At 32.8% G+C, this 22,337-nt stretch carries 20 protein-coding genes; 6 read left to right on the top strand and 14 right to left on the bottom strand.

The genetic code is table 11. From position 1 onward, the window contains the following. Positions 1-49 precede the first annotated feature (49 nt). The 4 genes from BN1075_RS20760 to BN1075_RS21130 all read right to left on the bottom strand — a co-directional run bounded on the left by BN1075_RS20760 (position 50) and on the right by BN1075_RS21130 (position 1,727). On the bottom strand, positions 50-430 hold the full coding sequence (locus BN1075_RS20760; RefSeq protein ID WP_052406494.1) for a hypothetical protein: 381 nt from the start codon (positions 428-430) through the stop codon (positions 50-52). Positions 431-716: 286 nt separating this feature from the next. Beyond that, positions 717-1,280: a manganese catalase family protein gene (locus BN1075_RS09525; RefSeq protein WP_040192937.1), complete on the bottom strand. Its 564-nt coding sequence runs from the start codon at positions 1,278-1,280 to the stop codon at positions 717-719. Positions 1,281-1,292: 12 nt separating this feature from the next. After that, positions 1,293-1,544 (bottom strand): spore coat protein CotJB, encoded by a 252-nt coding sequence (locus BN1075_RS09530; protein ID WP_040192938.1) that lies wholly within the window; start codon positions 1,542-1,544, stop codon positions 1,293-1,295. Positions 1,545-1,559: 15 nt separating this feature from the next. Further along, positions 1,560-1,727 (bottom strand): spore coat associated protein CotJA, encoded by a 168-nt coding sequence (locus tag BN1075_RS21130; protein ID WP_235777779.1) that lies wholly within the window; start codon positions 1,725-1,727, stop codon positions 1,560-1,562. Between the two features lie 695 nt (positions 1,728-2,422). Here BN1075_RS21130 and BN1075_RS22510 point away from each other — a divergent pair. Beyond that, positions 2,423-2,551: a tyrosine-type recombinase/integrase gene (locus tag BN1075_RS22510; protein ID WP_197072294.1), complete on the top strand. Its 129-nt coding sequence runs from the start codon at positions 2,423-2,425 to the stop codon at positions 2,549-2,551. Between the two features lie 406 nt (positions 2,552-2,957). On the opposite strand, the gene rlmD is transcribed toward BN1075_RS22510, so the two are convergent. Continuing rightward, positions 2,958-4,313, bottom strand: coding sequence for a 23S rRNA (uracil(1939)-C(5))-methyltransferase RlmD (gene rlmD / locus BN1075_RS09535; RefSeq protein ID WP_040192939.1), 1,356 nt, complete (start codon positions 4,311-4,313; stop codon positions 2,958-2,960). Positions 4,314-4,578: 265 nt separating this feature from the next. On the opposite strand from rlmD, the gene BN1075_RS09540 reads away from it, so the two are divergent. Next, entirely contained in the window at positions 4,579-6,465 is a 1,887-nt protein-coding gene (locus BN1075_RS09540) for an FUSC family protein (RefSeq protein WP_040192940.1), read from the top strand. Between the two features lie 99 nt (positions 6,466-6,564). On the opposite strand, the gene BN1075_RS09545 is transcribed toward BN1075_RS09540, so the two are convergent. Both BN1075_RS09545 and BN1075_RS09550 read right to left on the bottom strand, forming a co-directional pair. Next, positions 6,565-7,473, bottom strand: coding sequence for a DUF4349 domain-containing protein (locus BN1075_RS09545; RefSeq protein WP_040192941.1), 909 nt, complete (start codon positions 7,471-7,473; stop codon positions 6,565-6,567). Between the two features lie 252 nt (positions 7,474-7,725). Continuing rightward, a complete protein-coding gene (locus BN1075_RS09550; RefSeq protein WP_040192942.1) occupies positions 7,726-8,193 on the bottom strand; it encodes a GNAT family N-acetyltransferase in 468 nt (155 codons plus the stop codon). A 377-nt stretch (positions 8,194-8,570) separates the two neighbouring features. Between BN1075_RS09550 and nagB the strand changes: the two genes are divergently transcribed. The 3 genes from nagB to BN1075_RS09565 all read left to right on the top strand — a co-directional run bounded on the left by nagB (position 8,571) and on the right by BN1075_RS09565 (position 13,100). After that, positions 8,571-9,296, top strand: coding sequence for a glucosamine-6-phosphate deaminase (nagB, locus tag BN1075_RS09555; RefSeq protein WP_040192943.1), 726 nt, complete (start codon positions 8,571-8,573; stop codon positions 9,294-9,296). Between the two features lie 11 nt (positions 9,297-9,307). Further along, on the top strand, positions 9,308-10,435 hold the full coding sequence (nagA, locus tag BN1075_RS09560; RefSeq protein WP_040192944.1) for an N-acetylglucosamine-6-phosphate deacetylase: 1,128 nt from the start codon (positions 9,308-9,310) through the stop codon (positions 10,433-10,435). 556 nt (positions 10,436-10,991) lie between these two features. Further along, positions 10,992-13,100: an LTA synthase family protein gene (locus tag BN1075_RS09565; protein WP_052406495.1), complete on the top strand. Its 2,109-nt coding sequence runs from the start codon at positions 10,992-10,994 to the stop codon at positions 13,098-13,100. Positions 13,101-13,261: 161 nt separating this feature from the next. Here the strand turns inward: BN1075_RS09565 and BN1075_RS09570 are convergent, their stop codons facing one another. Genes BN1075_RS09570 through BN1075_RS09585 form a run of 4 tightly spaced genes read right to left on the bottom strand, consistent with a single transcriptional unit; the run spans position 13,262 to position 18,776 of the window. Then, positions 13,262-14,326, bottom strand: coding sequence for a galactose ABC transporter substrate-binding protein (locus BN1075_RS09570; RefSeq protein ID WP_040192945.1), 1,065 nt, complete (start codon positions 14,324-14,326; stop codon positions 13,262-13,264). Positions 14,327-14,370: 44 nt separating this feature from the next. Then, the gene (locus BN1075_RS09575) at positions 14,371-15,351 is read right to left on the bottom strand and encodes a substrate-binding domain-containing protein (protein ID WP_040192946.1); all 981 of its coding nucleotides are present in this window, start codon (positions 15,349-15,351) and stop codon (positions 14,371-14,373) included. Next, positions 15,348-17,156 (bottom strand): sensor histidine kinase, encoded by a 1,809-nt coding sequence (locus tag BN1075_RS09580; RefSeq protein WP_040192948.1) that lies wholly within the window; start codon positions 17,154-17,156, stop codon positions 15,348-15,350. Before BN1075_RS09580 ends, BN1075_RS09575 begins: the two co-directional genes overlap by 4 nt. Before the next feature lie 6 nt (positions 17,157-17,162). Next, positions 17,163-18,776 (bottom strand): response regulator, encoded by a 1,614-nt coding sequence (locus BN1075_RS09585; protein ID WP_040192949.1) that lies wholly within the window; start codon positions 18,774-18,776, stop codon positions 17,163-17,165. A gap of 440 nt (positions 18,777-19,216) precedes the next feature. Between BN1075_RS09585 and BN1075_RS09590 the strand changes: the two genes are divergently transcribed. Then, positions 19,217-19,483, top strand: a complete 267-nt coding sequence (locus BN1075_RS09590) for a hypothetical protein (RefSeq protein ID WP_040192950.1) — start codon at positions 19,217-19,219, stop codon at positions 19,481-19,483. Positions 19,484-19,540: 57 nt separating this feature from the next. On the opposite strand, the gene BN1075_RS21920 is transcribed toward BN1075_RS09590, so the two are convergent. From BN1075_RS21920 to mglA, 3 genes are read right to left on the bottom strand one after another with little or no spacing between them, the layout of a single operon-like run. Continuing rightward, complete coding sequence (locus tag BN1075_RS21920) at positions 19,541-19,708, bottom strand: hypothetical protein (RefSeq protein WP_197072295.1); 168 nt, start codon at positions 19,706-19,708, stop codon at positions 19,541-19,543. Between the two features lie 26 nt (positions 19,709-19,734). Further along, positions 19,735-20,781 (bottom strand): galactose/methyl galactoside ABC transporter permease MglC, encoded by a 1,047-nt coding sequence (gene mglC / locus BN1075_RS09595; RefSeq protein WP_042387189.1) that lies wholly within the window; start codon positions 20,779-20,781, stop codon positions 19,735-19,737. Positions 20,782-20,796: 15 nt separating this feature from the next. Beyond that, positions 20,797-22,296 (bottom strand): galactose/methyl galactoside ABC transporter ATP-binding protein MglA, encoded by a 1,500-nt coding sequence (gene mglA, locus BN1075_RS09600; RefSeq protein ID WP_040193508.1) that lies wholly within the window; start codon positions 22,294-22,296, stop codon positions 20,797-20,799. Positions 22,297-22,337 lie beyond the last annotated feature (41 nt).

Consider the following 22,337-nt stretch of genomic DNA (forward strand, 5'->3'; position numbering starts at 1 on the left):
TATATTTCAACTATTAAAATCTTGTTTCCAGTAGTTACAATTATTTCAGCTACTTCATCCCACACTGTATACCACTGTTACAAAGCTCGTTTAATACTGGCAAACTCAAACTAGCTGCAGTTTTATATTTATAGCTATTACCGCCAGTTAGTGTTGATGTAACTGTTAATTTAGTTTTATCTCCAGTAGTTGAGCTGGCACTAGAAACAGCATTTAAAGTCCCTAGTGCCTCATTAAAACCCAGTGTGAAAGTTCTTGTTGTAGTATTAAATGTTCCTACAACTAAATCCCCTATCCCTAATAAGTTACCAGTAGCAGCCATTTCTCCATCGTTGTTATCAAAACTCACACCCTCTACAGCTACTCTGAATTTTCTAGCCTTAAAGGTATTATCTGCACTTACCGGGAGTCCACCTGTTCCTAAAACCATATCAAATGCAATATCCTGAATCTTACGTTCCGGGAATAGCGATTCTCCATATTATTCTCGTAACTTGTCTTTTTAAAATACATAAACTTTCCTCTTTATTTATCTGTCCAAGGGGCACTTGGAGCAGACTTTATATTATTAAACCTCATATGGGCCTTAAGACACAACATTGTTCTTGATTAATGTATTTATACCCCTTTTACACTTTAAGTCTACAAGACGTTAGTTTAATGTCATTTCGGACAATATAAAAAGAGCCTTATTAAATAAGACTCTTCTTTCTTTTTTAGCTTAATATACAATTTTCCTGAACATCCATTAACGCTTCTCCAAACCTTTGATAATGAACAACTTCTCTTTGTCTCAAGAATCGTAAAATTTCTTTTATATCTTGATCATCTGTAAGATTTATTAACCATTCATACGTTGCTCTAGCCTTTTGCTCAGCTGCCATATCTTCATGCAAATCGGCTATTACATCTCCTTTAGCTTGAATATACGTTGCTGTCCAAGGATTTCCTTGAGCATCAGCATAATATAAAGCTTTACCATGGTCTGTATAATGAGCAGCAAGGTCAGATTTTTTCAAATCATCAACTGATGCATTCTCCATTAATTGATATATCATTGTAGCAATCATTTCTACATGTGCCATTTCCTCTGTCCCAATATCAGTTAACAGTGCTTTTGACTTATTTGTAGGCATTGTATACCTTTGATTTAAATATCTAAGTGCTGCACTTAATTCACCATCTGGTCCACCATATTGAGATATTAAATATTTTGCCATTCTTAAATCATTACACTTTAAATTTATAGGATATTCAAGAGTTTTTACATAATACCACATAACTAAACCTCCCTAACATCTAATTTCCCATGGCCATGGTTGGTTAACCCATTTGTTTGGATTCTCAATATAAGCAGATCCAAAGTTCCTTATAGGTCCATATTGGTATTCATATTCAGCAACTAACTTATCAAGTTTTCTAGAAATCTCTTTATAATCTTCAGTTGCTTCTCTGTTATTAGGAAAATTATCAAGATAAAGATTTAGTTCCACAGCGTAAAATTGTACTTCTTGTATACATTTTAATAACTCGAACGAATTCATAATATTACCTCACTTTTAATTGTTTTTATACGGTCTATACAAATCTCTAAAGATTGTTCCTTTATAAAAACCTTCACATATAGAATATAAACTTTTATATCTTTGAGGTATTATATATGCTCGTGCGTATTCTAATTTTATATTACTATTATAATAAGATATAACGCATCCCCCCTTTAGCAAATATACTATATATTATGTTAAATTCCCCCAAATTGTTACATAACCTTATTTTTCATGTATATTATTATAAATTCATCCCTATAATTTTTCTGTAAACTCACCTATAGTAACTGGCATCTCACCAAATATGTTATCACTTGAATTGAATATTTGATTAATTGAATATCACGGAACTTACAAAACCAGAGAATATATCGAAGAATATAAATCTCGTAGATTGGTTTATGACAAAGTTATTTTCCAAAATAATATAATAAAAGCTTTATTAAAATGGATATGTTTTGTTCATGAATTAGAACAAGAATTAAATGTAACAGAACTTTTTAAGAGGCTATATAATATTATAAGAGTAACTATTGGGTTTATTATGTTTGAAATAAACATTTGCTTGGGAGCCATTACATATTGTTGAAATGAATTAACTCATATTTAAAAGTAATTTAAATATACTAAAAACTAAATAAAGATGTGATTAAATGCAATGTGGAACAAGAAAATGTGGCTCAACATGAATCTATTACTTTAATTTAGGAATAATTGAAAGAAAACGGAGGTTTTAAAATTAAAAAAGATTCTTAGGAATCATTGCGTATCTCCATAACTGAATATGCAAACTATTGGAGTGTTATTGATGAAAGTAATATATATAGCTGATTATCTTGATTATTGGTATAAAGAGTATATGATCATAAATTGTGAATAAAAAAACTCAAGAATATTATAATAAGATAATAAAAAATCATATTAAACCATCATTGGGCTTTTACATACTTAAATCCCTTACACCTTTAATTTTACAAGAATTTCTTAATAAAAACATATAAGTGGATTATCTAAATCTAGCATAATCAATTTTTACCGTGTACTCTTTGGTGCCCTTAAATTAGCCGTATAAACTTATCAAAAAAATCCTATACAATATGTAAAACTTTCTAAATTAGATGCATGTAATATTACTGTCGATAATGATGATTTAAAAATAATATCCATAAGTGATTTTAATAAAATTAAAAAGGTATATTGGAACTTTGTACTTCTAAAACCAAGATCCAAATAGAACAATTTTTATTGGAGATTACTTAGTTAACATAAAAAAACATAATTGCTGCAAAAAGAAAATAATACTATTAACATTTTATAAAATATCTCACCCAAAATAATTTGCCACCAACTTAAAATATATGGTGGCAAATCACATTTTTAAATCATATCAAAGCATCTCAAACACTGCTATTTCTTAATTAATTTAACGACCGTTTCAACGTGCGGTGTATTCGGGAACATATCCATTATCTTCATTTGCTTCACTTCATATCCTGCTGCAACAAGTACTTCTAAGTCTGTTACTAGTGTTTTAGGGTTACATGATACGTAAATTATTTCTGGTGCTCCGAATTTTATAACGTAGTCTAGAGCCACTGGGTGTACCCCTGGTCTTGGTGGATCTAGGATTATTATGTCTGGTTTAACTTTTACGTTTTTGATGGTCACTGCTACATCTCCTGCGATGAATTCACAGTTATTTAAACCATTTAGCTTTGCATTTTCTTTTGCTGCTTCAACAGCTTCTTCAATTAGCTCTATTCCTACAACTTTTTTAGCTTTTGGTGCAACGATTTGTCCTATAGTTCCTGTTCCACAGTATAGGTCAAATACAGTTTTGTTTTCAGATTCTCCGATGAAGTCTCTTACTATTGAGTAAAGGCTTTCCGCACCTTTTGTATTAGTTTGAAAAAATGCAAATGGATTAATTTTAAAGTTTAATCCCAAAAGTTTCTCTGTGATGTATTCTCTTCCATATAATACTTCTACTCTGTCAGCTTGAACCACGTCAGAGAAAGAGTCGTTTATTGTGTTGATGATTCCTGTTACTTCTCCTTGAAGATCTAGTGCTAGGATTGCTTCCTTGAAGGCTGTAAAGTCATAGTCAATCTGACTTGTGGTAACTATGTTAACAAGAATTTCTCCTGTGTTTATTGCTTTTCTAACTACTAGGTTTCTTAGGAAGCCTTCCCTTTTCATTATTTTGTAGTAAGGAAGCTCCACAGCTCTAAAGTGCTCTAATGTAGCTTTTATTATTGCTCTAAAGTCTCCGTCAACGATTTGGCAACAATCTACAGTTACAATAGAAAAGCTTTTGTTTTTAGCGTGCATTCCAAGTTCTAAGTCTCCACCCTTTGTGAAGTCTCCAAAGGTGAATTCCATTTTGTTTCTGTATTCAGAATGCACTGGGCTGCTTTCTATTCCTAAGTATTCGAAGCCTTCTATATTTTTGTCTTCAAATAATTTTTTAACCTGCTCTTCTTTAAACTTAAGCTGTGTGTCCATTGATAAGTTTCCGTGGCTACAGCCTCCACAAACTCCAAATAGTTCACAGGCAGGATCTATTTTATAATCTACATCTTCAAGAACTTCTAAAAGTTTAGCTTCTATTCCATTAGAGTTTTTCTTTGTAACTCTTGCTCTAACCTTTTGTCCTGGAATTGCTCCTTTTATTCCAACTCTTTCTCCCTCATAAATTGCGATACCTTTACCTGGGAATTCTGTAGTTTCTATAGTAAATTCATACTCTTTTCTTTTTCTCATGGTTTAGCTCCTTCTTATTTGTTTAATTATATTATCTTACTGAAATATAAAAAGAATTCCCTAGGAATTCTATCCATAATTTTTCGTCCTTCATTTTTCAATTTTCATTCTAAATTATTATATACTATACTGAATTGTTGTACAACCTTCAGTAAATTAACGCTCTTCACTTTTTATTACCATTGAATATAACATGCTATCTTTTGCAATACTAATAGATACATGGAATTATTTATTATCAATAAAGGGAAGGTATGTGTGAATTATGAAAAAAATTGGGAAAATGGGTAATACCCTTTTATTCATAGGCTCTGCCCTATTCGTTATACTATTTCAAATTGTTTTTGGAACGCAGAATGGTCTCATTGGTGTTTCCATCATCATGGCATCCTTAACGATGCTTCGAAGAGATTTAACCGTTAATCCTGTGAAAAACACCTTGAAACTTGTTTTCCTTAATGTGGTTATCGGTGTGGCTAGTATCTTAGCTCTTGAATATTTTTGGCTTGCAGTTATTTTCAGCTTTTTAATTTTCTTTTTCCTTGGATACTATATGCTTTACAGACTTTCATCCCCTTTATATATTCCCTTTGCATTAGAATATCTATATCTTTTTCTAACACCAATTCCTAATAGAATGATTCCTCTAAGAATTACTTCTTTAGCCCTTGGCGGAATTGTTATTATGATTGTTAATTATATTTATTACGGCAAAGGTAATGTTAAGGATGAAGATAAGCTTATCATTGGTATCTGTAACACTTTAATTAATAAGTGCAAATTAATTATCGCCGGAGAAAGTCCTGCAAAGCTTGATACTATCTTAGAAAAATCCTTATCAAATATTAGAAAAGTAATTTTTGATAAAAAAGAAGAACGTTTTTCCTTAACTGACGAAGCTGCTGTAAGGCTTGCTGTCGTAAATGGTCTTGAGAAGTTAAATAATATCATTCCAAAACTTCATAATGATAAAGATGAACGATATATTTTAAAAGAGATTTCTGTTTTTCTTTCCACCATAGAAAGTGGACTTAAAACTAAAAAGCTCTTTGAACTTGAAGATGCTTTACACAAAATTAAGTTAAGAGAAGATGAAAAAACGAATTACTCTGATGCGGGTTTAAGTGTAATAAATCTTTTAGGCTTTATATATGAAGGTGTTGGTGAAGTCATAAACCTCAGTAGTGACTCGAAAAAAGTCAGTAATACCCTTAGTGATAACAATATAAAACTAACTTTAGAAGGGAAAAAGCTGCCTATTTTATCCTTTAAATTTTATTTTGCCTTACGTATTGCTTTAGGTATGACAATTGCAACTCTTTTAAGTGGTTTTTTCATCTTTAGTGAAGGAATCTGGGTCATTGTTACCACCTTTGCAATTATGCTTCCACTTTACGGCACAAGTCAAAAGGGCATCCGATATGAGGTCATAGGAACCCTTTTGGGCGGCTTAATTTCATTCATTCTATTTGCCATCTTCAAGGGCTTCGGTGCAGGCGGCTTAGTTATTTTCACTGCTAGTTATTTTTACGCAATCTATAAGAAAGAATACCAGTACAGCGGTATTTTAATTTCTATTTGTGCCTTTGGCATTGGTTTTATAGTATATGACTCATTAAACATTTTCTCTGCTAGCATTCTCTTTTTAATTGTTACTGGAACAGTCATTGCCATGATATTTGAAAGTCTTTTATTACCTTATGACTTCAATAAGGCAAATAAAGATTTAAAGAAAATTTATCAAAATACCTTAACTGAGTTTCTACAAGAAATTCACAATCTAGCAATAGGTGAAAAACACACTACAATCATGAACAGCCTTTTGATGTTTTCAGGCCTTTTAGAAGAAAGAGTTATGTTTAACAATGAAAATCTTCATGATGATAAAGACATCAAATTTGTTAAAGACCAGCGAAATCTTTTCTTCACAATTTATGAGTTGTACCTATGGATGGATAACCATGATTTAAGCATAAAGGTCAAGTCAACAATTAATAAATTTGTTAATATGCTTATTAACGAAGAAGAGATTCCTACTGATGAAATAAAAACTGTATTAGAAAATACAGACTTTGCAAAATCTCTTGAAGATAAGGTTGCTTTAAATACTCTTAATGAAATTTCTAATTTGATTTCTAATTTCCAACCTTAGTCTTAATTGAAATATCTCTCTAAAAATTATAATAGCTTATACCTTAAAAGACCTTCACAAATAGTTTTCTATTTATGAAGGTCTTTTAATTTTCATATCTTACTTTTTAAATTTATTCTTATTTGTTTTTTTATATACATAGAAGATAATCCAGCCAATAATACTAAGAATTACTGCATAAGGTATTATTGATACAATAATTAATATTAAACTTGTTCCCACATATTTCAAACTTTTTAGAGACGTAGCAAAAGCATTAACTATTTTATCCCCAAAGTTTTTAGGATTGTCAACCAACTTAGTTGGCTCATCAACTTCATATAAGCTTATATTAACCGTTCCATAATCCACTAAGTCATTCATTTGGTTTTTGTATCCAGTAAGATATTCAATATTATACCTTACCTCTGTAAGCTGCTTTTCTATGGTTAGGATATCTTCCATAGTCTTTGCTTCATTTAATAATTCTAAATACCTGGCTTCTTGGGCTTCATAAACCTTAAGTCTAGTTTCTGTGTCGTAATACTGTTTTGTAATATCCTCACTACTACTGTTTTCATTGGTGATAACTCCCATGGTTTCTGCTGACTTTAGGAAGTCTTGAAAGCTTTCTTTTGGTACTCTTACCACAAAGTCTGCGTTTCTATAGGTTTTATAATTATTGCTGCCAACTCCTGGATGATTAATGTTAGAAGACTGCATATAACCCTCACACTGCTCAAGTGATGTCTTTAATGTATCCACAGCCTTATCAAATTCTACTGTCTCAATTGAAAGGTTTGCATTGTCTATAATCTTTTTCTCACTTAAATTTTCAAAATTAATGCTGGTACTTTCTGCATTTGCCTCCATTGGAGCTGTACCTTCACCGTCGTAGGCTATTTCCTGCTTTGCTTCCTCATAATCTGATGATGTACTATCAGCTGTTGACCCGTTAGAACTTTTAGCTCCACAGCCTGCTAAAAGGGCAGCTATTAATAAGGGAATTATTATTTTTGCTCTTTTCATAAATACCTCCTTTTTTATTGTTTACTTTAATTTTTAATTCCTTCCTTTGGAATTTGTAGTAACTTAAAGTCTATCAACATTAGAAGAAATTTTTCATAGCAAATAAAAATACGTATCTCCTTAAGTGAAACTCTAAATCTATGATTTAGATAAATTAAACCTGCTCATTCAAATGAATAAGAGGAAGAGTTTCCTTATATAGATAATACGTATTATTCTTTATTAAAGTACAATAATTCTTAACAGATTAAATTATTTTTTCTGTTTTCTTAAAACTTCACATCTTAACTTAGGAATCTTTCTTGAATTAACTTGAGATAGTACTTCGCTTACAACTACAGCTCCCATATTAATATAAAACTCCTTGGCTTGAGGACTTGTAACAAGCTCAATCTCTAAAATACCAAAGCTTTCACACAAATCTATCATATGCTCCCACATAATTCTGCCATAACCTTTTCCCATGTACCTTGGTTTAATATAAAAGTATTCAACTTCACCTAAATAAGCTTCTTGAATCACCACATAAAAACCTATAATATCACCTTCGTCTTCCAGCACATAGGCTAAATTTTCACTTATGATTTCAGAAGTCACATTATATATTATTTTATATATCTCCATGAATTCTTCATCATATCCCCAATAGGCCTCTGATTCAGCGGCTATGCTTGTAAGTATCTCATCTTCTTTGCTACTTGCACTTCTAATCTTCCACATAATAATCCCTCCTCAACAATGAATTATGTGGCTCTCTATTTACTCCACTTCTACTATAAATCATTGCTTAATATCTATTTTCATCTGCAATATACGCTTCAATCTTCCCATTTCCTACTTCTCCTTAATTTCATTATAGTGCATTTACCGTTTATTTCCAAATAATTTTTAAGGAAATTGTTGATTATATTTGCCAAAATTATAACTATATTGTGATAAATTATAATTAAAATAATATATCATAAAAATTAAAAGGATTTAATAATTATATCTAGAAGATAACTTATAATGGGAAATATATTAAATTGTGAAGAAAGAGTTTCCCTCAAATTAACTATTTGGATTACACTTAAAGACAAATTTCAGGAGGTTTTTTTATGAAAATTTATAGTGCAAAAGATTATCAAGACATGAGTAGAAAAGCAGCAAATATTTTATCTGCACAAGTTATTATGAAGCCTAACTGCGTTTTAGGTTTAGCAACAGGCTCAACTCCTATAGGAATTTATGAGCAATTAATCAAATGGTATGAAAAGGGTGACTTAGATTTTTCTGAAGTTAAAACAGTTAACCTTGATGAATATAAAGGCTTACCGAGAGAAAGTGAACAAAGCTACTATCACTTTATGCACAAAAACTTTTTTGAACATATCAATGTTAAGGAAGATAATATAAATATTCCTAACGGTCTTGCAAAGGATGACTTAAAGGAATGTACTAGATACAATAAATGTATTTATGATTTAGGTGGAATTGATATGCAGCTTTTAGGCCTTGGTCATAACGGACATATCGGCTTTAATGAGCCTGGTGCTGTTTTTGAAAAGGAAACCCACTGCATAGATTTAACTGATAGAACTATAAAGGCAAATCAAAGATTCTTTCCTGATGGAAATGTTCCAAAACAAGCTTATACCATGGGAATAAAAAACATCATGCAGGCTAGAAAAATTCTTTTAGTTGTAAGTGGTGAAGATAAGTCCGATATCCTTTATAAGGCTTTAAAGGGACCTGTTACTCCACTCGTTCCTGCTTCAATTTTACAGCTTCACAATGATGTTATTATCGTTGCTGATGAAGCAGCTCTTTCTCAACTTTTATAAGAGGTGAGACTATGATTATTAAAAATGCAAAGGTTTTTACTGAAGGCTGTGAATTTGTAACTAAGGATATCTTCATTAAGGATGGTATCTTTGTAGATTCTTTATGTGAAAATACATCAGAAGAAGTTATTGACGGTGAAGGGCTTTATGCCATCCCTGGACTTATTGATATTCATCTTCATGGAGCTATGGGGTATGACTTCTGTGACGGAACTAATGAAGCCACTGAAATCATTGCAAAGTTTGAAGCAAGTCAAGGTGTTACTGCCTTCACACCTGCAACCTTAACTTTAGATGAAGAAGAATTATACAATATCTGCAAAGAGTCAAGAACTTATGAAAATGCTCAAGGTTCAGAATTTTTAGGAATTCATTTAGAGGGCCCCTTCCTTTCCCCAGGTAAAAAAGGAGCTCATGCTGAAAAATTTTTGAAAAAACCAGATGTGAATGTCTTTAACCGATTAAATGAAGCCTCTGGTGAAAAAATTAAAATCGTTACTATTGCTCCAGACCTTGAAGGTGCAATGGAGTTTATAGAGGAGTTAAAGGATAAAACAATTTTATCCCTTGGACATAGTGCTTCAAATTATGATACTGCAGTTAAAGCTTTTGAAAAAGGTGCCTGTCACGTTACTCACTTATACAATGCAATGGCTCCTATGCTTCACAGAGATCCAGGCATCATTGGCGCTGCTGCTGATACTGAAAACTGTTATGTAGAATTAATTTCTGACGGTATCCACTGTCATCCAAACATAGTTAGATCTACCTTCAAGCTTTTTGGAGATGATCATATAATTCTCATAAGCGACAGCATGAGAGCTACTGGAATGACCGATGGAACATATACTCTTGGTGGATTAGTTGTTACTGTAGTAGGAAGTCTAGCTACTCTAACGGATGGTACCATTGCTGGTTCCGCCACTTCTTTAATGAATTGTTTAAGAAAGGCTGTTTCCTTTGGAGTTCCTTTAGAAAGTGCCGTTAAATGTGCAACTATGAACCCAGCAAAGGAGATTGGTGTCTTTGATGCTATGGGAAGTATTACTTCAGGTAAAAAAGCTAATCTGGTTCTACTTGATAAAAACTTAAACATTTCAGATGTATATATAAATGGCCATAAATACTATTCAAAATAAAATAATTTAAGTCAAAAATAGTTTTATTTTAGAAGAAATCTCTCATTGAGATTTCTTCTTTATTTATTGTAAAAATTTCTCTTTTTTTATATAATTAGTATTGTTATAAAAAGTGTAATTGTTCTTCGAAGCTCGAAGAACATCTTTACAATACTTTAAATTTATATTAATATTTAAAGCACTTTTGTTTTTTTATGAACGTAATAATATTAAGTTCATATATTAGCTAAAGAATAAAAAAATTATTAAAGTTTTCTTAAGACTTTGTTTAACTACTACAAATATTCTCTTTTAAGGTTTATATTATAAAGAGATAAAATATATTAATAAGGAGACTCATTTTCATATTCATTCAAAGAAGTCGTCAAAGAGTAAGTTCCGTAACTAAATCATAGATGCACACTGTGGGAGTTCTGCTGACCAAATCATAGATTTGGAGCATCACTTTTAGACTGTCACTTAACTTCTCATTCGCCAAATCATAGATTTGGATGGTCGCTTATCGTAAGTATTTTTTAGCAAGTATATTAACATTTTTATATTAGGAGATTTTATTATGAAGAAATTAATGAAGAAAATTTTTACAAAGGATAACTGTAAAACCTTAGTAATGTTAATGCTATTAGCAACCTTTATTAACTTAATCATTGAATGCTTTAACCGTGCGTCACTGTTTAAGGGGTTTGGTCACATGCTGACGAAACCGCAGGTATTCTTTTACAATGTACTTGTAATTCTTATAACACTATCCATTACATTCTTAACCAGAAGAAGAGTATTTGTGGCAACACTGCTTTCTATTTTATGGATAGGTTTCGGAATTACAAACTTTATCATTTTAAGTAACAGAGTTACTCCATTTACAGCTACTGATTTTACTCTTTTAGGAGATGGGACAACCATACTAACAAAGTATTTTAATGGCTTCCAAATCGGTTTAGTTATTGTGGCAGCTATACTACTTGTTGTTGGTTTGGTTTCCCTTTGGCGTCGTGCTCCAATCTATAAAAACAAAATTTCTTACCTTAGAAATATTGTTATAGTTGGAATAATAACAGTTGTAGTTACTCTCTTTACTCAAGTAGCCCTTTCAACTAATGTATTGGCTGCAAATTTTGGAAATATCGCTGATGCCTATAAGGATTACGGCTTTGTATACTGTTTTGTAAATAGTCTGGTTAACACTGGAATGAATAAACCTAAAGATTATTCACCAACAGCAATAGATGAAATTACCTCAAAAACTCTTGAAAGTAAGAAAAAGGTAGAAACTGAAGTTAAAAAGCCAAATATAATAATGCTTCAGCTTGAATCTTTATTTGATGTAACTACATTAAAAGATGTTAAATTCTCTAAGGATCCCCTTCCAAACCTCCATAAACTTTCATCTGAGTTTACCTCTGGTTATTTAACTGTTCCTTCAATAGGAGCTGGTACTGCAAATACAGAGTTTGAAGCTATTACTGGAATGAATCTTGACTTTTTTGGTCCTGGAGAATATCCTTACAAAACTATCTTAAAAGAAACTACTGCTGAAAGTGCAGCTTACAATCTTAAAGAATTGGGCTATGGCACTCATGCAATCCACAATAATGATGGAACCTTCTATGGAAGAAATAAGGTTTTTGCAAACCTAGGCTTTGATACCTTTACTTCTCTAGAGTATATGAATCCTATAGAAGAAAATCCAACTGGCTGGGCAAAGGATAAAATCCTTATTAAGGAAATCTTGAACACCCTTAAATCTACAGAAGAGCAAGATTATATCTACACTATTTCTGTTCAAGGTCATGGAAAATATCCAAACAACCCATCTGGAGACCTTCAAAGCGATGAAACTTCTGATGAAGCTACTAATGAAGCTGCTGAAGAAGCCCTTCATGACGCTGCAAAAGCTGAAGCTGCTGATATAGCTCTAACTAAGGAGCAATTACTTAAGGAATACAGCTCTTCACCAGATTACATCAAGGTTGACGGCTTTGACGAAGAAAAAGATTATGCTTTTGAATATTATGTAAATCAAATTCATGAAATGGACCAGTTTGTTGCTGATCTTATCAATGAACTTTCAAAGACAAATGAAGATATAGTTTTAGTTCTTTTCGGTGACCACCTTCCAACCTTTGGAATTGAACAAGAAGATTTAGCTGCTAACACACTTTATGATACTCCTTATGTAATTTGGGATAACATGAATCTTCCTAAAAAAGATAAAAACCTTGAAGCTTATCAGCTTAATGCTTATGTTTTAGAGCAGCTTAATATAGACAACGGTACTTTAACAAAGCTTCATCAAAACGAAAGAGATAATGAAGACTATTTATCTGCCTTTGAGCTTCTTCAATATGATATGCTTTATGGAAAAAGAGAAATCTATGGTGAAGTTAACCCATTTGAACCAACAGATATAAAAATGGGTATCTATGATGAAAAACTTACAAAAGTTATTGAAGAAGAAGATAGAATTGTAGTTAAAGGTGAATACTTCACCCCATACAGCCGTGTTCTAATTAATGATGAGATTATTGATACAATCTATGTTTCACCTAATGAAGTTTCAATAGAAAAACATGAATTACACCAAGGTGACCTAATCAGTGTAGGACAAGTTGATGGTAATTATGTGCTTAGTAAAACAAATGAATATATCTATGGAAGCAATTAATTTTAGTTAATATTATTTGGAGCTGATTTTCAAAATCAAAAACAGTTTCCAAATGGCTTTGATTATGTCCTTGCTAATGGATGTATTACCACTAATAAAATAAATTGCTAGTGTATGTGCCGGAAAATATAAAAGAGGGATTAAATTTAATCCCTCTTTTATTATTTAATTTCTTTTATTTTTGGCCTTTTAATAAAATCATCAATATTTTCTTTTGTAATCTCCTTATGAGGTACTAAAACATATTTTCCATTTCTTATGGGTGAGACCTCTTCCAAGCTTTGACCTATTGCCAAGGCATAAGCAATATTAACTATATTGGTGGCTTGCACCTGTGTATCACTCAATACTGTTCCTTCCATAGTTCCATCCTTAACTGCTTCTAAGGCTTCATTTATGCCATCTACACCCACAACAACTGGCCAATGCTCTTTTGGTACCTGTGCCGTCTTCAGGGCATATACAGCCCCTAAAGCCATTTCATCATTGTTGCTGAAAACAACCTCAATGGAATTTCCAAATTCCTTTATCCAGTTTGTCATTTTCTCATTGCCTTGATCCGACTGCCAATTGGCACTTTCATCCGCCAGCCTTTCCAGCTCAAATCCTCTTTCCATGACAGATTTCACACAGTACTCTGTTCTTATAGCAGCATCTTGATGTCCAAGCTCCCCTTCCAAAATTACATACTGAAGCTTTCCATCTCCATTTTTATCTACAGCTGATTTGTCTGTTTCAAAGGCTTTAATAACAATATTCCCCTGCATTCTTGCTGACTGCTCTGCCTGGGCTCCCACATAATAAAGCTTATTCCATCTGTTCATATCCTCTTCAACAGGCTCCCTGTTAAAAAACACTAAAGGAATATCTGCATCCTTAGCTTTATCAATAATAGTAGCTGCAGCCGTTCTGTCCACTAGATTTACGCAGATCACATCATATTCTCTGCTAATAAACCTATCAATCTGATTTCCTTGATTGATAACACTTCCATTAGCGTCCACAAAATCTATAGTTATCTTACAGACCTCTGCTTCCTCCTTATTTTTGACAAGTGCTTCAATCTCCTTTCGTATATCATTAATAAAGGTATCATTCCCCTTATAAAGGGTCACCCCTATCTTAATTTCCTTGGTTTCTTCATTTATTTTATTCCCACAGGATGTTAGTCCCAGTAAAAATGAAAGTGTCACAAGAAAAAGTGCTCCTTTTTTTACCCTATTCATGATTCCCCCTATTTAATTTAAAGTGCTGAATGTAAAATCTATAATTATTTAATGAATGGAAACAATAATCTTTGATTTTCCTTGGAATACATATTATTTCCATTAATAATTGTTGAATATATTTCACTGCTTTCTACTGGATTTCCCTTTAGTAAATCTACCAGAGTTTTAACCCCTAAATAGCCCACACTAAACTCATTTTGCATGGCTGTAGAGTTAATCACTCCTTCTTCTAAATAAGAGATTATTTTATTGGTGGATCCAGCTCCATGAACTGCTATCTTCAGCTCCTCCTGCCTTTCACTGCTTATATCCTTCTTGCTTTTTCCCAAAACCTCCAGGATTGAAGGCTCGAAGGTAACTAATACATCCATCACATTATTCTCCATGAGCCTCTTTGCCTCTTCATATGCTTCCTCCTCATTATTAGAAAGCTGCCAAAAGCTGACGGTGTTTTCTGTCTTCATCATTTCATCAATGAACCCCAAGTATCTTTCATATATACTGCTGCAGTCTATATTGTTTTTAACAATTATTATTCTCTGCTTTTCCTTGGATTTCATTGTAATTTCACTAGCAAGTGTCTTCCCAAGTCTGTAATTATTACAGGATATATATGGTATGTCCATCTTACTTTCAACCTTAGATTCAATTTGAACAATTGGAATCATCTTAGAAGCTTCTTCAATGTATTTTTTCATTGACCTATAATCTGCCGGTGCCACAATAATTCCATCTACCCCATTGTTAATTTCTCTGTCAATTAGACCTTTCTGTTCTTCAACGCTGTTATCTTCACTCAAAGTAATGAAGGAAAAATTAACATTCATCTCTGAGGATGCCTGCTCCATGCCTTCCCTCATAATCATCCAGCTTTCACTATTTTTACCCCTGACGATAACAGAGATATCATATATTTCAACTTTTTTACCAGTCTTAATGGTATCACTTATTAACACCAGGGAAGCTAAAATGAAAATGGAAAGAAGACAAAAGAAAATCCATTTTTTCCTCACTCTCTTCACTTTAATCCCTCCATTTTCTGAACATCATTAATATCTATGCACGGCATATGGATATGAATAATAACCCCCTCATCCGGTTCACTTATTATTTTAAGGCCATACTTCCTGCCAAAATAAAGCTGAATTCTATCGTGAACATTTCTTAAGCCAACTCCTGAGCCCTTACCTTTTGATTTGTTTTCTCCTGTTAAGAGTTCATCTGCTTCTTCCTGTTCCATCCCCATGCCATTATCTATGACATCGATATAAAGGTCATTATCTTTTATATAAGCCTTTACTTCAATTTCGCCATCTCCTCCCATGAATTCCATACCATGATAAATAGCATTTTCAATTAATGGCTGTACAATAAGCTTCAAGGAGGCTAGATTAATGGTTGCTTCCTCGGCTTCTATGGTATAAGTAAACTTGTTTTTATATCTTATTTCTTGTATAGTTAAATAATTTTTTACATGCTCTAATTCCATTGCAACAGTAATTATATTTTTCCCCTTACTAAGGCTTATCCTAAAGAATCTTGCAAGTGCTGTGACCATTATTATGGCCCCTTCATAGCTTTCATTCTCAATCATCCATATAATTGAGTCCAGAGTGTTGTATAAGAAGTGAGGATTTATCTGTGCCTGAAGTGCATTTAATTCACTCTTTCTCTTTTCCTCCTGCTCAAGAACAATATTATCCATAAGAATATGCATCTGGTTAACCATTGATTTTATAGCCTTCCCAAGATGCTGTACCTCATAGGAACCACTGATGGAAATATCCACATCCTTTACTCCATTCTCAAGTTTTTTCACGGACCTTTCCAACGCTCTGATTGGATTAGTTATTCTGGAAGCTATGAACATATTTAATGATATGAGAATAAATAGAGCAAATATCATTATAAATATTACAAATACCCTGGTTTCATAATATCCTGCTGTCAGTGATTTCATTGGGGTAACCCCTACAATCTTCCAGCCTGTATAACCAACGGTTTTAACAGTCACCAATCTTTTTTCACCCTTTAGTTCATCCACTGTAACTCCATCTTCAAAGGTGGCTACTTTAGTATTATTTTCTTCTATAAGATTTGAATATATAAGCTGCTGCCTTGGGTGATATATGAGCTCCCCATCACTGTCAATTAAATATACATAGCCATCCTTACCCACATTTGCATTTTTACAAATCTGCTCAATGCCTCTAAAGTTCATATCAACAAGGAGTACCCCTGATTCAATTGCTCCCTCAAAAATCAGTTCCACACTTCTGCTTAAGGATACAACCCAGTGATAATTAAAAGTTGGATCAACAAATAAATTCTGCACATGAGGAGTAGAAAAGTGAAGGTTCTCCTTTCGGTTTACCGCATCTGAAAACCACTGTGTATCCCTTGGATCCACTGACTTTTTAAGCTGGGTTAAAGGATACCCATCAACCACCTTCCCCCCCTCTGAAAACAAAGTTATCCCAACAATATAGTCTTTGTTTGCCTCGTAAAGCAGCCCCAGTTCATAGTTTATATCAGCCTTTGACAAATCTGTTTTCTTAATAACCCTATAATACATAGAATCTGAAACCTTCATCATATTTCTAAGATAAGAATCAAGATTCATATTAACCTGCTCTAAAACTGCTCTATTGTTTTCTGAAGCCATCTCCTTAGCTGAATTGGTATATCTTAAATGTAATGATATCCCCACCAATAATATTCCCACCATGGCAACAGCTGTAAAGGAAATTGAAATGATATGCTGAATGCTTAAGTTTTTATAATAATCCTTAAAATCTTTAACTCTTTTACGGCTGAAAGAAATCATGCCCTATCAATTCTTCCTATATCGCGAAGGAGATACTCCAAACTTTCTTTTAAATACATAACTAAAATAATTAGGCTCAGCATATCCAACCTTAGTTGCCACCACATAAGTCTTATCATCTGTGGTATTTAAAAGCTTAACTGCTTCTTCAAGTCTCACTTCCGTAAGATAATTTACAAAGTTCATGTCCGTTTCCTTTTTAAATATTGTTGAAAAATATGCGGGACTTACATGAAGCTGGGAACACAGCTTTTCCACAGACATATCATTATCATTATAGTTTTTCTTCACATAATCCTTTGCTTTTTCCACCAAAATCTTCGAAGAATTTATTCTTTCTTTTTTTATTAATTTATTAACCTTTAAGGCTACATCAATAAACCAATTCTTTATATCCTCCAAAGAATTAAAACTGTCCAGATAGCTGTAACAGTTAAAATTGTCACCGAAAATTTCATCCATATTTAAATTATATGTTTGCACTAACTTTAATATGGAGGTGGTAATCTCCATTAAATAAATTCTGTATTGATTAAAGGGAAGGACTAAATCCTCAAAGCTTCCAATGACTTCTCTTAATACCTTTTTAATATTATCCTCAGAACTCACCTTAATGGCATTGAGCATTGCTGTTTCCTGCTGTTCATCAAACTGTAGCTGCACTCTGCTTTCCGGCTCCACATCCTCAATATAAATAGCTTTTCCACCACCTATAATAAGCTTATAATCCAAAGCACTTTCTGCAGCTCTGTAGGAAAATCTTATGGAGGTTGGCTCTTCATAACATCTTCCAACTCCTGCTGATAAACCTATTCCCATAATTTTCTCATAGCTTGTACAAATTTCATTTATCCCTTGTATGAACTTCATAATTTCTTTTTTATCCTTAAAGGCTCCAAGAACAATTACACAATCTGAATAAACAAAACTTACAAAGTTGCAGTAATTACACATGGTTTCATCCACCGTATTCTTTACGGAAATTGGAATAAGATGATCTTCACTTGGTCTAATTACCTCCTGCCCTCTTTTATCTTTTCCACTAGCTTCTCCCTGTATAATTGCTACAGCATAAAAATTACCCACCAAATCTATCCCAAGCTTCTTACACTTTGTCAGCCACATATCTCTTGTAACTCTGCCCTCTATGGCACTAACTAAAAACTGCTCTCTAAGCACAGGCAGTGATTCGATATAATGGTTATAAAGGGTTTCCAAATTTCTTTTCTCCTCATATTCCTTATCAAGCTTTTCCTTTAATCTTTTCAAAATATCCGTTAATTCTATGGAATTTATAGGCTTTAAGATATACTCCACCACATTTAGCTTGATAGCTTTATGGGCATATTCAAAATCATCTGCTCCTGAAAATATCACAACTCTGGTACTAGGCATAACCTTTCCTAGCTCCTCCACCAGCTCCAACCCATCCATAAAGGGCATCTTTATATCTGTAAGCACAATATCCGGCTGTAGCTTTTCCACTTTCTCTAAAGCATCTTTGCCATTTTCTCCATCACCAATAACCTTAAAGCCTAGTGCTTCCCAATTAATCTTTTTAATAATACCTAGTCTTATTTCATCCTCATCATCCACTACCATTACCTTATATAAATCCATACCTTTATCACCTCTATCCTTAAATAAATATCAAGCTCCTAATAATCAAAAATTATTTAAATCTTCTCAATATATCTATAATTTTATCATATTTTCATTTTTTTGTTTATATTTTACATATTTCATTTTTTATTTTCCTTTTAAACTCGCTTTTTTTGCTTCATATCTCTCTATTTATAAATAATTATACTTTCAAAAATCACAGTAAAGCTATAAAAACCGATAAGTTCTGGAACTTTCCATGAAACATATCAGCCTTTAAATCTTATATTTTGTATTGCTTATAAAGGCTAAAACTAATTTGACACCTCCGTCGAAACTATTCTTAATTTGCGTTCTAATCTTTAAACTTATCGCTTCTCAAAATGTTATAATTTAATTATAAATATATTAGTTTAGACATATTACTTTTATTTAATTAAGTGATGGGAGGTCTTACTATGAATGAAGATCAACTACAAAGTTGGAAGAAAACAAGGGAAAAGGGCTTTGGCCGATACTTTTTAAGAAATATATTATCTTATATTGTTATTTTTATCATTTTAGATTTAATCCTTAATTCTGTTACTTCACTTTATTCTACAACTTCTGTATTATTCGAATCCTTATCAATGTCAATTGTTATCTTACTTCTTCAAACCTCAAAATGGTTCTACCGTGAAAAGAAATATAAAGAATGTTTAAAGGCCTTTAATATAAAAGATTAATTATTATATATTAACAAAACAAAAACCAGCAATTTTTAAAATTGCTGGTTTCATTTATTACATTATAACACCTATGACTATTGCAATAATAAGACAGCTAAAGAGCCCTAAAATAACCTTATCCATGGTCTTAACAGATACATCAAGATTACCATATAAGTTATCCCTCATGGTTGGCTTTTGCTCCTTAATAACCTGAACTTCCTCAATGTTGTTATTATCCATAATAACACTCCTCATTAAATTAAAAATTACTTCTTAGCTAAATATTTTCTTACGTCTAAGGAAACAGCTATTATAATAATTAATCCTCTAATAATAAACTGCCAGTAAGAGTTTACTCCAATGAAGTTAAGTCCGTAGTTAATAACCTGTAATAAAACTGCTCCAATTAAAACTCCCGGTATTGTTCCAACTCCACCACTGAAGGATACTCCCCCTACAACGCAGGCTGATATGGCATCCAGCTCGTAGTTAAAGCCCGTTGCAGTGCTTGTGGAGCCTGCTCTAGCAGCCTCTAAGAATCCTGCTATACCGTATAAAACACCTGAAATTATGAAGATTATCATTATATTTTTTACAACGTTAACTCCTGATACTGCTGCTGCCTCTAGATTTCCTCCAATAGCAAACATATTTTTACCAAGGGTAGTCTTATTCCATACAAACCACATTATTAAAGCTATTATAGCAAGATAAATAATAAGATATGGAATATCAATAGGTCCTAGTGATATAGAACCATTTACAAAGTCTCTATATCGTGTATCTAAGTTTGCAATTGGCTGAGCTCCTAGTGGTGGCCTGTCGATATAAAGACAAGTAGCCCCATAAGCTATAAGCTGGGTTCCAAGGGTTATAATGAATGCATGGAGCTTTAGCTTAGCTACTCCAAATCCATTGATGGCACCAAATATAGCTCCAATAAATATTGCCGCCAAAAGAGGTACAACCAGTGGCAAGACTGGAAGATTTGGATACATCCTTGAAGCATATGTAGCAGACTGTAAAAGTGATGCTGAAATAACTGCTGTTAAGCCTAAAATACGACCAGCAGAAAGGTCTGTTCCCTGTAATACAATTAGACCTGCAACTCCAAGTGCTAAGATTCCTCTAGTTGAAGCCTGTGTTAAGATATTTGTTAAGTTCTTAAATGAAAGGAATGTTGGATCCTTAACAATAAAGAAAATAATCATTATAAATAAAACAATATATAAAGCATAATTTAATAAAAAACTCTTAAAAAACTCCTTATTAAATTTAGGAGAATTAGCTTTTTCAATCTTTACCGGTTCCATAACTGCACCTCAATCCTAAATATATTTGGCTGCTAAGGCCATAATTATTTCCTGATCTAAATCTTTTGTATCCTCAATACCAGCAACCCTTCCGTTTGACATAACAAGAATTCGATCACAAATTCCAAGGAGCTCCGGCATCTCAGAAGATACCATAATAACACCCTTACCCTTCTTAGCCAGTTCAATAATAAGCTGATATATCTCATACTTCGCTCCAACGTCAATACCTCTTGTTGGCTCATCAAGTAAAAGAATCTCTGGTTTTGTTAAAAGCCATCTTCCTATGATAACCTTCTGCTGATTTCCGCCTGAAAGACTGGCAATAAGAGTCTTCTTACTTGGGGTTTTTACATTCATGCTTTTTATAACCCAATCTGTATCCTCTTCAATTTTTTTATTATCTAAAACTCCCATCTTACAATAACCGTCTATATTAGCAATAGTTGCATTTTCCTTAATGTTTGCCTTTAAGAAAACTCCTGTAGCTCTTCTCTCTTCTGTTAAAAGTGCAAACCCATTTTTTATGGCAGCTCTGGAGTTTTTATTATTCACCTTTTTATCATGAAGAATGATTTCACCTTGGCTTTTGTGAGCAATACCAAAGATAGTTTCTAAAAGTTCTGTTCTTCTTGAACCAACCAATCCTGCAACTCCAAGGATTTCTCCCTTACGAAGTTCAAAAGATGCATCTATTACTGAGGGCTGGTACATCCCAGTTAAATTCTTTACCTCTAGAATTACCTCTCCTGGCTCATTAGTCTTAGGTGGAAATCTATTAACTAAATCTCTTCCAACCATAAGCTTAATTATTTTACCAGTAGTAAGCTCTGACGCTGGTTTTGTATCAATCCACTTACCGTCACGCATAACCGTTACGTGATCTGAGATTCTAAGAATCTCCTCCATCTTATGAGAAATATATATAATAGCACAGCCTTGTTTTCTAAGTTTATTTATTATTTTAAATAGATGGTTAACTTCTTCTTCTGTTAATGAGGATGTCGGTTCATCCAGTACAAGTATCTTAGCTTTATAAGATACAGCCTTTGCAATTTCAACCATCTGTCTTTGTGATACGGACAGCTTAGCCATCTTAACTCTAGGGTTTACATCTATCTCTAATTCATCGAAAACCTTTTTTGTCTCCTCATACATAGCCTTTTCACTTACTACTCCACCCTTTCCAGGATATCTTCCAAGCCATATATTATCCATAACATCTCTTTGAAGAACTTGATTTAATTCCTGATGAACCATAGCAACCCCACTATCCATAGCTTGCTTTGGATTTAAAAACTTTACCTTCTGTCCATCAACAAAAATCTCACCGCTATCTTCAATATAAACACCAAATAAGCATTTCATTAATGTGGACTTCCCTGCACCATTCTCACCCATAAGTGCATGGACAGTGCCTGGCTCTACCTTTAATTGAGCTTTATCAAGGGCCTGAACACCTGGAAAACTCTTGCATATATCAATCATTTCAAGTACATATTTTGAATCTCCCATAAATAACTTCACCACGCTTCTACTTATTTTATTAAACTGCA

This window comes from Clostridium culturomicium (assembly GCF_000821305.1).
GTDB lineage: Bacteria > Bacillota > Clostridia > Clostridiales > Clostridiaceae > Clostridium_J > Clostridium_J culturomicium.